This is a genomic window from Clostridium paraputrificum AGR2156, from assembly GCF_000424025.1.
GTDB classification, from domain to species: domain Bacteria; phylum Bacillota; class Clostridia; order Clostridiales; family Clostridiaceae; genus Clostridium; species Clostridium paraputrificum.
This window is the reverse complement of the sequence record NZ_AUJC01000005.1, coordinates 307091-320228: the sequence shown is the minus strand read 5'-3', so window position 1 is coordinate 320228 and position 13138 is coordinate 307091. Positions and strand designations below refer to the sequence as shown.

At 27.9% G+C, this 13138-nt stretch carries 13 protein-coding genes; 9 read left to right on the top strand and 4 right to left on the bottom strand.

Going from position 1 to position 13138, the window contains the following annotated elements:
- The first annotated feature begins 249 nt into the window (after positions 1 to 249).
- From G594_RS18500 to G594_RS0106670, 8 genes are all read left to right on the top strand, one after another.
- Positions 250 to 1593 (top strand): IS110 family RNA-guided transposase, encoded by a 1344-nt coding sequence (locus tag G594_RS18500; protein WP_051195925.1) that lies wholly within the window; start codon positions 250 to 252, stop codon positions 1591 to 1593.
- A gap of 548 nt (positions 1594 to 2141) precedes the next feature.
- The gene (locus G594_RS0106695; RefSeq protein WP_051195924.1) at positions 2142 to 2786 is read left to right on the top strand and encodes a restriction endonuclease; all 645 of its coding nucleotides are present in this window, start codon (positions 2142 to 2144) and stop codon (positions 2784 to 2786) included.
- A gap of 12 nt (positions 2787 to 2798) precedes the next feature.
- Positions 2799 to 2990 carry a hypothetical protein gene (locus G594_RS0106690; RefSeq protein WP_027097878.1) on the top strand — a complete coding sequence of 64 codons (192 nt, stop codon included), beginning with the start codon at positions 2799 to 2801 and terminating at the stop codon, positions 2988 to 2990.
- Between the two features lie 179 nt (positions 2991 to 3169).
- The gene (locus G594_RS0106685) at positions 3170 to 4693 is read left to right on the top strand and encodes a DUF2828 family protein (RefSeq protein WP_027097877.1); all 1524 of its coding nucleotides are present in this window, start codon (positions 3170 to 3172) and stop codon (positions 4691 to 4693) included.
- A gap of 184 nt (positions 4694 to 4877) precedes the next feature.
- Positions 4878 to 7052 (top strand): DNA topoisomerase III, encoded by a 2175-nt coding sequence (locus tag G594_RS0106680; RefSeq protein WP_027097876.1) that lies wholly within the window; start codon positions 4878 to 4880, stop codon positions 7050 to 7052.
- A 130-nt stretch (positions 7053 to 7182) separates the two neighbouring features.
- Entirely contained in the window at positions 7183 to 8169 is a 987-nt protein-coding gene (locus G594_RS20075) for a S8 family serine peptidase (RefSeq protein ID WP_155849289.1), read from the top strand.
- Between the two features lie 25 nt (positions 8170 to 8194).
- Positions 8195 to 8389 carry a hypothetical protein gene (locus tag G594_RS20070; protein ID WP_155849288.1) on the top strand — a complete coding sequence of 65 codons (195 nt, stop codon included), beginning with the start codon at positions 8195 to 8197 and terminating at the stop codon, positions 8387 to 8389.
- 1176 nt (positions 8390 to 9565) lie between these two features.
- Positions 9566 to 10507: a tyrosine recombinase XerC gene (locus G594_RS0106670; protein WP_051195927.1), complete on the top strand. Its 942-nt coding sequence runs from the start codon at positions 9566 to 9568 to the stop codon at positions 10505 to 10507.
- A gap of 33 nt (positions 10508 to 10540) precedes the next feature.
- On the opposite strand, the gene G594_RS0106665 is transcribed toward G594_RS0106670, so the two are convergent.
- The 4 genes from G594_RS0106665 to G594_RS0106650 all read right to left on the bottom strand — a co-directional run bounded on the left by G594_RS0106665 (position 10541) and on the right by G594_RS0106650 (position 12373).
- A complete protein-coding gene (locus G594_RS0106665; RefSeq protein WP_027097874.1) occupies positions 10541 to 10804 on the bottom strand; it encodes a hypothetical protein in 264 nt (87 codons plus the stop codon).
- A gap of 268 nt (positions 10805 to 11072) precedes the next feature.
- Positions 11073 to 11642 carry a hypothetical protein gene (locus G594_RS0106660; protein ID WP_027097873.1) on the bottom strand — a complete coding sequence of 190 codons (570 nt, stop codon included), beginning with the start codon at positions 11640 to 11642 and terminating at the stop codon, positions 11073 to 11075.
- Positions 11643 to 11707: 65 nt separating this feature from the next.
- The gene (locus G594_RS0106655) at positions 11708 to 11890 is read right to left on the bottom strand and encodes a hypothetical protein (RefSeq protein ID WP_027097872.1); all 183 of its coding nucleotides are present in this window, start codon (positions 11888 to 11890) and stop codon (positions 11708 to 11710) included.
- A 69-nt stretch (positions 11891 to 11959) separates the two neighbouring features.
- Positions 11960 to 12373: a hypothetical protein gene (locus tag G594_RS0106650; protein ID WP_027097871.1), complete on the bottom strand. Its 414-nt coding sequence runs from the start codon at positions 12371 to 12373 to the stop codon at positions 11960 to 11962.
- Between the two features lie 157 nt (positions 12374 to 12530).
- Between G594_RS0106650 and lexA the strand changes: the two genes are divergently transcribed.
- Entirely contained in the window at positions 12531 to 13136 is a 606-nt protein-coding gene (gene lexA, locus G594_RS0106645) for a transcriptional repressor LexA (RefSeq protein WP_027097870.1), read from the top strand.
- Positions 13137 to 13138: the final 2 nt, after the last annotated feature.

Here is a 13138-nt window from a genome sequence, read left to right as displayed (position 1 = left end):
TGGACTGTCAAAAAGCCGAAGGCAATAAAAAAGTTTTTAGCTGCTATGATCCTCATGGCCAATAAAAAGTTTTTTATGATTTTTGAACAGTGCAAATGAAAATATAGTAGGCTGGTGATTCAAAACACAACAGTAATTTAAGAAAGTCAGTTTGACTTTCTTCATTTCTGGAGAAAATTAATATGGATTTATTAAAGTTACCAATATATACTTTTTATTGTGAATTTTTAGATTTGGAGGAAAAGATTTATGAAGAAGGTGTTTATTGGAATTGATGTAGGGAAATTTAAAAATAGTATCAGTATTATAGATACTGAAGGGAATCCAATTATAAAAAAAGGACTTAGTATCGAGAATGACTATTATGGATTTGCTAGATTAGAGGAGCAAATAGATTTAATTATAAATAATTATGGCTTTACTTATGATGATTGTATAGCAGGTGTTGAATCAACAGGACATTATTGGTTTAATCTTAGAGATTATTTAAAAGATATCGGAATTGAAACAGTAATGATAAAAACAGATTCAGTAAAGCATAGAAGGGCATTAGAGGAAGGGCAGAAAGGAAAAAACGATACATTAGATGCTAGAGTAATAGCAAGTTGTCTTAGAAATGGAAATTATGTTTATATAAGAGATAATGAAAGAGAATTAAGAGCATTGCAAAAGTTGACACGTATGAGAAATGATATAAGTGATGAATTAGTAGCATTAAAGAATAAAATACATAGATGTATAGATATATGCAATCCGGTATTTTTTAAGATTTTTGAAAACTTGAATAGTAAAACAGGAGTAGCACTAATAAAGCTATATCCTTCACCAGAAGATATAATAAATGTTGATTTAGATAATATAAAAAAAGAGCTTGGCGAAATTGTAGACAAACCTAATATGAGAATGGTGAGTTTATATAAGGAAGAGTGTGAAATTTGGAGTAGGTTAATTAAAGAGCCTTCATATGCTGAAAAAGTAGAGATGATAGCTTACATAGATAAATTTTTATTACAGAATGAATCTAAGGAGCATTTAGATAAGCAAATAAAAGAAATAGCAAAAAATATAATTCCTTTATATTCTGAGTTTGAGCAGATAAAAGGTATTCCATTAATACAATTAATATCGGTTTTAAGTGAAATGGGAGATATTAGAAATTTTAAAAATACTAGAGCAATATTAGCGTTTTTGGGCTTAAGTTTAAAAGGAAATGCTTCGGGAAAATACATAGGTGAACGAAGAATAAATAAGGCTGGTTCACGTATAGTTAGAAAACATCTATTTAATATAATGGATACTTTAATAAAACATAATGAGTATTTTAGAATAGCCTATTGTTATTATAAATCATATAATCATAAGAACCCAACAAAGAAAAGGTCAATGCAAATTGCAGTAATGTGTAAGTTTGTTAGAGTAATGTATGGAATGTTAAAACATAATACTAATTTTGATTATAAAGAGATGTTAAAAGGATATTATTTTGGTGATTGTAATATGAAAGTATTTAAAGAAGAATTTGAAGGAGAAAAGAGAACTAAGAAGATAGAGAATTATAAATTGGCATATAGTATATTTACAAATTACAGTTAATTCCTAAATGTGGTAGTAAATAATAGGTAAGAGAAGATAATTTGAAAAAAGGTTAGAGAAGACATCGTTAATAATAAGAAATATTGAATTTGAGTATGACAATCGAATTAGATATAATTAAATCGTAATGTAGGTGGGTTGTAATACTTAGAGCATTAAATTGACTCGGCTAATAAGAATTAATCACATTACACCATAGTATAACATGCGGATTAGGTGTTTTAGTAAAGTATTTATGCTTATACGGAGAAACGGGAGTGTTAGCAGTTATACATAATTATAATAGTGTAAAAGCATACGATTTAATTATTCGTCTAGGCTTTTGCACTATTTTTTAAATGAAAATGTGTTAAGGTCTTTTTGTCATACAATAAAATAAATAAAGAGCAGTATAGTGTTTATTTTATATACTATTATATATGATAAAAAGAAATAGTTATGAAATTCTAAGAAAAATAGAGTATAATTAAAATAATTTCTTTTAATAGAGGGAGTATTACAATATGATATTTATTTGTAGTAGACGTGGCAGAAAAGAGGAGATTTAATTGAAGAAAAGACTTAACAGAACGCAGCAAACAAGATTTTTATTGTATTTAATTTATTTCTTAATTTTAGGTATATTATTACTAGTAGGTAAACTAAAATTAAATTACTCCATTATATTATTTTTAGTTGTAGAAATTATCTTTCATAAGTATAAAAGTTGGAGAAATAAAAGATTTTATCATGCAAGTATAAATATTGTAGACAAGATGACAGGGGAAGAATTTGAAGAATTTTTAGAATTACACTTTAAAAAAGAAGGATATAAAACTCACTTAACACCAAAGACAAGTGATTATGGTGCAGACCTTGTTGTTAAAAAAGGAAAAGAAAAGATTGTAGTTCAAGCTAAGAGATGGAATCAAAATGTTGGTGTAGAGGCAGTGCAGCAAGCAGTAGCTTCTATAAAGTACTATAAAGCACATAGAGCAATGGTAATTACAAATAGTAGTTTTACTGAAAATGCAAGAAACTTAGCAAAGGCTAATAATGTTACATTAATAGATAGAAAAGATATATTAAAATTAACAGAGAAGAATGAAAACTGTCCATTATGTAATAGTAGATTACAAAAGAAAGAAGGAAAATATGGATTTTTCTATGGATGTACAAATTATCCAAAGTGTAAATATACAAAATCATTATAGGAGACAATTTATATGGAATTAAGGATACAAGTAAAGGGTAAAAATGAACCAATAGTTTTTAAGGGAGATAGAATAGATGTATTAGACTTCCAAATGAACGGGGTTAAATATAAGCAAATAAGATATTTTAGAAAAGGCTTTTCAAAGTCAGAATATATAGATGAAAGCCTTATAAAGAGAATTACAGAAGTTAAAAATTCTTAAGTTTACTTAATCATTAAAATGTACTATTAAAGAAAAAACTGCATATACATGATAGTGTAAAGATACTAACAGCTTAATAAAATATGTATCTTGTTTAATAAAGACACTAACAGCTTATTTATGCTCGGTTAATTTATTAGCTGGGCATAATGTGTCTTGTGGTATTTAAGGAGGATTATATGAGCTTTGAATTATTTAATAAATTAAAAGAGGATATAATTAATATTGATGAAAATTTATACGAGGATCTTGAAGAAGATTACAATGAAATAATAGAAATAGATAATACATCTATACATAACTTGAACTTTTTTTCAAAAGGGATGTTTCTTAGAGATATAAATGAAGAGGATATAATAGAGTTATTTTCTAAGGCTTATGAGGAAGATGAGAAAAAGGCTCTTAAAATTCTATTTTTCATTAGGGATAAGGAAAAGGGACTTGGAGAGAGAAGGGTTTTTAGGGTATGTTTAAACTATTTAGGTAATATAGATTCTAATATACTTAAAGAAAACCTTTCCTTAATACCACACTATGGTAGATGGGATGATTTGTATTCCTTATTTGATACTAAGCTTGAAAATGAAACAATAAAGCTTATAAAAGATACGTTAAACAAGGACTTGAATTCTTTAGCACCAAGCACCTTAGCAAAATGGTTGAAATCCGAAAATACTTCTTCACCAGAATCAAGAAGGTTAGGAAAGAAAACCAGATTATTACTTAATATATCTTCAAAAGAATATAGAATAACACTATCTAAACTTAGAAAAAAATTAAATATAGTAGAAAGTTCTATGAGCAAAGGAGATTGGGAAAGTATACAGTATGGTAATATAACCTTTAAATCTATAAATAAATATAAAAATGCATTTTTAAAACATGATTATAGTAGATATAAAGAATATAGGGAGCTCTATAGGCAATTCTTAGAATATAGAGGGGGAGGATTAAAAGAGAGCCTTATAGATGAAAATTTCCCTTATATGTTTGTAGAGGATTTTATAAAAAATGGACATGCTTCATTCCTGTATGAGTATAAGAGTTATATAAAAGAATATAAGGGAGATACAGTAGTATCTTTAGGGTTATCCTCAAAGAATTTTATAAATAATAAGAATATAAATACCCTATATGGTGGAGTAGGTACTATATTATATTTTCTAAGAGAAAATAGAGGCAAGTATAAGAAACACATAATTACCATGAAGCCTAAACCTAACTTTAAAAAAATTGATATGGATAACATAAAAGATAAGATAGAGGAAATAGTGAAAGCATCAGTTTGTAATGAAATAAATGTAGAGGCAGCTTTAGATTTAATACTTTTTGCGGCTATCAAACACGGAATAAATGAAGAAGATATTCCTAGGAGACTTTTATTTATAATAGATCCAGGTTGTAAAATTTCAATGCTTTCTAAGGGTAACAATAAGGATACTCCTTACTTTGTAAATGCAGAGGAATTTGAAAGAATTAAAGAAAAGTGGCAATATGCAAATTTAAATATACCTCATCTCATATTTTGGAATATAGATAAAAGAAGGGAAAGCTCAACTATTATTAAATATAGCGATAACTTTACCTATGCATTTGGATATTCTAATGAGGTATTTATATCTCTACTGAATGATGAAAGTAATTCAACTCAAGATTTATTAAATAAAGTACTAGAGGATAATCGTTATAAAGCAGTCATATAATTATGGCTGTTTGTTTTTACTATTTGGTTGCCTTTAGTAGGAGTGGTGGGATTTATTTCTATGTGACTTGGAGCGTAGCGACTGAACAAGCAAAATAAATATCTCCCCCGCCTTTTATATATATTTTTTCCTTTCTTTAGTTTATAATGAAGGTTAAAGACTTCAATGAATTAGGAGGAAGCATATGAGTTTAAAGATAGTACTAGCAGAAAAACCTTCTGTAGGAAGAGAAATTGCTAGAGTTTTAAAATGTAAGAATAATAAAGGAAGTTATATAGAAGGGAATGGATACATAGTAACATGGGCATTAGGTCATTTAGTAGGACTAATGGATCCAGAAGGTTATGGAGATAAATATAAAAAGTGGAGCATGGAGACATTACCAATGCTACCTAAGCCAATGAAGCTTACGGTATTAAAGAAAACAAGTAAGCAATACAATGAAGTAAAAAAGCAACTACTTAGAAATGATGTAGAAGAAATTATAATTGCTACTGATGCAGGAAGAGAAGGGGAGCTAGTAGCAAGATGGATAATAGATAAATCTGGTGTTAGAAAGAAGATAAAAAGACTTTGGATATCTTCACAAACTGATAAGGCTATATTAGATGGCTTTAAGAATCTTAAAGATGGTAGAGTATATGATAATTTATATAAGGCAGCAGTATGTAGAGCAGAAGCAGATTGGCTAGTAGGTTTAAACGTAACTAGAGCTTTAACCTGTAAATACAATGCTCAATTATCAGCAGGAAGAGTACAATCACCTACTTTAGCTATGATAGTCAATAGGGAAGAAGAGATTAAAAACTTTAAACCAGAGGACTACTACAATTTAAAAGCCCTAACTGATAAGTTTACGCTTTCGTGGGTAAGTCCAAAGGGAAACTCTAATATCTTCAAGGAAGAGGTTGCTAAATCTATTTTAGATAAGACTAAGAACTCTACAGGAGAGGTAATTGACGTTACAAAGAGTAGAAAGAAAAAATATTCTCCAGCATTATACGACTTAACAGAACTACAAAGAGATGCTAATAAAATTTGGGGATACTCAGCAAAGCAAACTCTTAATATAATGCAAAGATTATATGAAAACTACAAATTATTAACTTATCCAAGAACTGATTCTAGATATATATCATCTGATATTTTACCTACAATACCAGATAGACTAAGAGGAATATCAGTGGGAGAATATAGAGCATATGCAGATAAGTTATTAAAACAAGGTGTTAAGGGAAATAAAAGCTTTGTAGATAACTCAAAGGTTAGTGATCACCATGCTATTATACCTACAGAAGAAAAGCTTAACCTTGGAGTTTTAAGTTCAGAAGAGAAAAACATATATAATTTAGTTGTAAAAAGATTCTTAAGTGTAATGTTACCACCATATGAATATGAACAAACTACAATAAAGGTAAACATAAATGGAGAGATTTTCTTAGCTAAAGGAAATATAACATTAGAAAAGGGATGGAAAGCACTATATCAAAGAGAAGATTTAGATGATGAAGATGGAACACAAGAATTACCTACATTAAAGGTTAATGATAAATTAAATATAAGAAAGATAGAGCTTATAAAGAAACAAACAACTCCTCCAGGAAGATTTAATGAAGGAACTTTACTATCTGCTATGGAAAATCCACATAAGTATATAAATGTAGGGAAGGATGCAGCAAAGACATTAGGGGAGACTGGTGGTCTTGGAACAGTTGCAACTAGAGCAGATATAATAGAAAAATTATTTAATTCATTTGTAATAGAGAAGAGGGGGAAGGATATTTATCCTACATCTAAGGGAATACAATTAATAGAACTTGTTCCTGAAGAACTAAAATCTCCTTTGCTTACTGCTAAGTGGGAAAAGGACCTAGAGGATATATCGAAAGGAAAAGCAAATGATAAAGCTTTTATAGAAAACATGAAGGGATATGCTACCTCATTAGTAGAAGATGTAAAGAAGGGAACAACTAAGTTCCATCATGATAATCAAACAGGAAAGAAATGTCCTAACTGTGGAAAGTATATGCTTGAAGTTAACGGCAAAAACGGAAGAATGCTAGTGTGTCAAGATAGGGAATGTGGTTATAGAGAAAACTTAGCTAGACTTACTAATGCAAGATGTCCAGAATGTAAGAAGAGGTTAGAACTTAGAGGACATGGAGAAGGAAAAATCTACGTATGTCCAGGACAAAACTGTAATTTTAGAGAAAAGGCTAGCCAATTTGAAAAGAGATTTGACAAAAATGCTAAGGTAGATAAGAAGGCAGTTAATAATATAATGAAAAAGATGAAAAAAGAAGCAGAGGAGTTTAATAATAATCCTTTTGCAGATTTACTAAAAAATATGAATAAATAAGATAGAAAAAGCTATAATGCATTTTTATATGTGTTATAGCTTTTTTGGTCAATCATATGTAATATATTTCTATATAATATATATAATGGTACAATAGAGTGAAATATAATATGTGAGTAGGAGGTTATATATGAAAAAAATATTGTCAATGTCATTAATTTTAACTTTCATAATCTCATCGTGTTTATTAATATCTTGTTCTAATAATGATACTTGGCAAAAGGGTTATATTCAGAATCATCCAAAGAATAATCTTATATCAATGCAAAAAATTCAAAACGAAAGAGCTGATAATATTAAGTACGGAAAAGATATCTATGGAATTGTAGATTTAAAGACTACTAAAGTTGACAGTCAATATATAAATAGATTATCATTATCTGATTTGAATGATTTTATGAATTTTGATGATTTAACAGAGTGGCCCAAATATTTACCTAAAGGTTTTGACCCTCAAAAACTTATGGAAGAGGGAAAAGAAAAGAAGCTAAACTTAAAAAAAGTACATGATAAAGGCTATAATGGTGCTGGCGTAGGTATAGCTATGATAGATCAAACATTACTAGTAGACCACGTAGAGATAAAGGATAATCTAAAATTTTATAAAGCCTTTTCTAAAGAAAAAGAAGTTGCTAGTATGCATGGAGTAGAAATGGCTTCAATTGCAGTAGGAAAGAATGTAGGCGTTGCCCCTAATGCTGACCTTTATTTCGTAGCTGAGGATTGTTATGATTATGAAACAAAAGAACAAGATTTTACTCATGCAGCTGAAGATATTTTAAATATTATTGAATTGAATAAAACATTAGATAATAAAATTAGAGTTATTTCATTTTCTAGTGGTTATTCAAGTAAGTATACTGAAGATGGTAAAATAATAAAAGGTTCTGTAGAATTAGAGGAGGCTATAAGAAAAGCTGAAGAAAATGACATTGAGGTGTTATGCCTAATACCAGGAAATAATATTAATAAGTTTCAAAGTTTAACAAGAACATCTTATGAAGATGTTAATGATTTTAATAATTATAAGCCATATTTTTATACTAATGCTCCTGATGACACTTTATATGTTCCAACAGATAAAAAAAACCTATGCTTCTTTTTTGGGGGAAGATAAATATGCTTACGACTCCTGGGGTGGCATGAGTTCTATAGTCCCTTATGTTGCGGGATTATATGCCTTGGCATGTCAAGCTGATAATAGTATAACTTTTGAAAAGTTTCTTGAAGTAGTTGACAAAACCGCTTATGAATCAGAATGTGTTTCAAAAGAGTATGGTAAACAAAGATTTAAGATTATTAATCCCAATGCTATCATTGAAGAATTAATAAGTTAATTTAATAGAAATAAATAAGTGGCTTACAGTAAGGGAGAAGGAGAGTAGTGAAAGTTAAAATTATTAAGATAAAAAAAGATGTGAGATTAAGCAATTATTTAGATTCTTTACTATTTTATAGCTAAAAATTACGGCATTTATTTCTGATTATATAATAGTTATGATCACTTGTTTGTTATGCTTACTACTTACAATAAATAATAAGTATTTAAAACATAGATTTTTATATCTATGTTTTTATTAAATTTGCTTCATTTTTTTATTTTACCTTATCTGATCTTATATGGTTGATATAATTTACTTTTATTATATATTATTACATTTATGTATTTATAATATTAATATATAATTTTATTCTATATCATGATAATAAATACTTATTATACTTTTTATTATATTAAATGATAAAATTATAATATTTTTTACCTTTTCAATTCTGACTGATTTTACGATAAAAGTTTTATAAAAACATAGAAATCCTAATTTGATTAAAAACTTTAAACTGATTTTTTGTATAATTCTATTTGCTTTAAAAACAAATTTCTAATATAAATTAAAAGTCGAAAGAAATAAAATTAAAGAGAAGTGTCTATATACATATAATATTAAAATATTAATCTTTTCCCTAAAAATCACTATATTTTCACTCAAAAATAATTTCGCTAAATATACATTTATTATATTTCGCGTACTTGAAAGAGAAAAAAGCCTGTGATATAATAAAATCAAGGCTTAAGACTATATTATAAAGGTGAAAAAATGAAAAAAATACGAAATAAAACTCTAAAATATAAAAATTACGAATATCCTGAAGAAATTCTTCCGCTTTTCGAAGTAAACTTAACAAATGCAGATAGAAAAAGAATTCATAAAGTTTATTCTAACTATTATGATTTGAATTCTGAACGTGGATATGAATTTATAATTGAGGATTTATATATACTTGCTTATAAAAATAAACTTACCACTACAGAATTATCTAAAATATATAATGTTACTCCAAGAGCTGTTCAAATATGGTTGAAAGAACTTGGATTAAATAGAGATTTAAAAACTGCTTCTAAATTGAAAAACAAAAACTCTGATTTAGGTTTGTATAATTCTTTAAATGAAGGTCAGGAAACATCAAATAAATTTGGTATAGATATTTCTAAAGATTCAAAATATCCAAGTTATATGGTAGATTTCTTAAACTACTTAGAAACAATCAAAGGTAAATCAGAAAACACAATTAATGGCTATTCTATAGATTTAACATTATTTTTTAGATTTATGAAGGTTTATAAAGGATTAGTTAATGATCCTGATTTAGAATTTGAGGAAATTCAAATAAATGACTTAGATAATGATTTTGTAAGGAGAATTAAGTTAACAGACTTATATGCTTTTCTCTCATTTGTAGAAAAACAAAGGGATAACGGAACCTACGCCAGAGCTAGAAAGGTAGCTTGCTTAAAATCCTTTTTTAAGTTCCTTAATGGAAAAGCAAAAATAATTGATGAAAATCCAACCTTGGAGTTGGAATCTCCTAAAATAAACAAAAGACATCCTGTTTATCTAACTCTAGAACAAAGTATAGATCTACTCTCCTCCTTAGATAAAGATGATAAAAACTATAAAAGAGATTACTGTATTTTAACCTTATTTTTAAACTGTGGAATGAGACTTTCAGAACTTTGCTCCATACAAATTGATAAAATAAAAGGTGATACATTAACTATCATAGGTAAAGGAAATAAAGAACGTACAGTTTACCTTAACGAAGCTTGCTTAAAGGCTATAAATAGCTATCTTTCTTCTAGAGATAATTCTAAGGTATCTGATGAAAACAAGAAATTTCTATTTCTTTCAAACAGAAACTTACCTATAAACAAACGAACTGTTGAACTTTTAGTAAAAAAACATATAGGTAATGCTGGTATAGTTGATGGCAAATACACTCCTCATAAGCTTAGACATACTGCTGCTACACTAATGTACAAGCATGGCAATGTAGACATAAGAAGTTTACAGAGTATTCTAGGTCACGAAAACATATCAACTACTCAAATATACACTCATATTGATGATGAGGCTCTTAGAGACGCTGTCAAGTCAAATCCCTTATCTAAATTGTAGACAAGCAAGGAGAGTTTTATACTCTCCCTTTACCTACATTTTTATAATACCCATATATTTATTGCATAGAACACTTATTAACAACATCCCATAAAAACTCATGGACATAAGAATTATCTTAGTTTTAGTGATGCTTATCCCCTTATTTAAAACCCAATTATTTATATATAAATTAATAATAATAACAGAAAGCAAATAGTATTTATCATTATTTAATGAAAAAAGAATTATAAATGCAGTAATTATATTAGATAACATTACAGAGATTAAAGGATATTTGTAAAGAAGTTTTTTCATTTCTAAACCTTCCCTAGTATTATTTCCTTATATTGTATTATAATTAATCTAATAATATTACAAATAACATTCATAATATATATTATGTAAAGCAATTCTACATAACAGTATAAAAAATGTGAGATGTTACATAAAAACCAATCCCCACCATTCCAACTAAAGGTATTAAGATTACTAAAAATTCCTTATAATTTCTAGATGTTAAAAAGCATAGAATCCATAAGAATTCTATGCTTTTTATTTATGTTGAATAACTAATATAAAATTTTTATAATAAAGGTTCTCCTAAAATATCTTTTAAAGTAGTTAAAATCGACTCGTTGTTTCCGTCATAGATAACTACTAATCTACCCTTCTTATAAATATGAGCCGCTTTGGTCCAACTTGTTTTATTACCATTAATCATCATTCCATTATCAGTTATGCTCTTTAAGTCACCTTCTAATGTACTCTTTGCACTTTCATCATACTCATAAATAGATAGCCTATCTCCGTTTATAGTATAATCATCATTTTCTACTGATAATAAAGATTTAGTATCTTCTATTTCTGTTAATTTATAGCCCTTCTTTTCTATTTCTTTTTTAAAGTCATCTTCGTTATATGTCATTGAATCATCTGTAACCTTATCCCAAAGACCAACCCCGGCTTCGCCTACATCTTTAATACCTTCACCAACATCTTCTATCCCTCTCTTAGCCGCATCGCCTACATCTTCTGTACCATTTTTAATTTTATCCCCTGCATTTTCTACCGTATCTTTACTACATCCAATAAAGGCTGTAGATGTTGCTAAGCCTAACGCTAATACTAATGTTAATAATTTCTTCTTTTTCACAAAAAATCACCTCAATCTACTTTTTCTTAACTTAGTTTCTGTAGCTAAAGGTGATTTTATTCTTATTATTTACTTTGTCCTGAGTTTCCTGTATTACCATTATTCTCTGTATTGTTATTATTCTTATCTGTTGAGTTTTCTACATTATTTCCATCGTTTCCTGAATTATCTCTACTACATCCGATGAAAGCTGTAGATGTTGCCAAACATAAGGCTAACACTAATGCTAATAATTTCTTTCTTTTCATAAAAAATCACCTCAATCTACTTTTTTCATACATAGTTTCTGTATATAGAGTTGATTTTATTCATAATGGTTATTCGCTTTTCTTTTTTAGTTTTCTTACTCCAGGGAATATTTCTTCTGTTAATTCTTCTAAGTTTCCTTCTTCAAAAAAACTTTCATCTAAGTATTCAATATGATCAAAAGCGTCTTCATAATCTTCATCTAAGGAAGTGAAATCAATACCTGATTCTTTAGATAACTTTTCATAAGCATCCTTTAATAAATCCACATCAGAATCTTCTTCTATATCTTCTTCTTCTGCTGCTTTAAGAAGTTCCTTTTTATATTCTTCTTCTAAAAATTTATTTTCTTCAACGGTTTTAGCTATATCTTCAATCTTAATGGCTCTTATATCTACTCCTTGTTCTTCAAGGCATTTACCACAATTATCGCATATTTTCTTTTCATATAAATCACAGAAATCATCTTCAGTATATTTTCCCATATGAATACACCACCTTCCCAAATAATCAAAGTTCATTATATCAAATACTATAATAATAAGCAAATTTCTATAAGATTATACAAGAACATTAGTTTTGAGAACATAAGTTTGATATATTTATTAGAATATGATATAATTTTTTAAAAGAGGTGTGGTTATGTTAGAAAGTAAAGATAAACAAAAGGAAATATACGAATTTTTAAAAACATATACAGAAAATAAAGGATATCCTCCTTCAGTAAGGGAAATTTGTGAAGCAGTTTCATTAAAATCTACGTCTACTGTTCATGGACATTTAAAGAGATTAGAGAAAAAAGGATTAATTAAAAGAGATCCTACCAAACCAAGAGCTTTAGAAATAGTTGAATTAAATTCTACTAAAAGAGAAATGTTAAATATCCCTATTGTAGGTAAAGTAACTGCAGGATTACCTATTTTAGCGACTGAAAACATTGAAGACACATTCTCATTACCTTTAGATTTCATTAAGCATGACAGAGAATTATTTATGCTTAAGGTAACAGGAGATTCTATGATAAATGCAGGTATTCGTGAAGGTGACCTAGCAATTATAGAACAAACAAATGCTGCTTTAAATGGAGAAATTGTTGTAGCTTTAATAGAAAATGAAGCTACTATTAAAAGATTCTTTAAAGAAAAAGATTCTATTAGATTACAACCAGAAAATGATGCAATGGCACCAATTATAGTTGATGATTGTAGTATATTAGGAAAGCTTGTAGGATTATTTAGACAATATTAAGT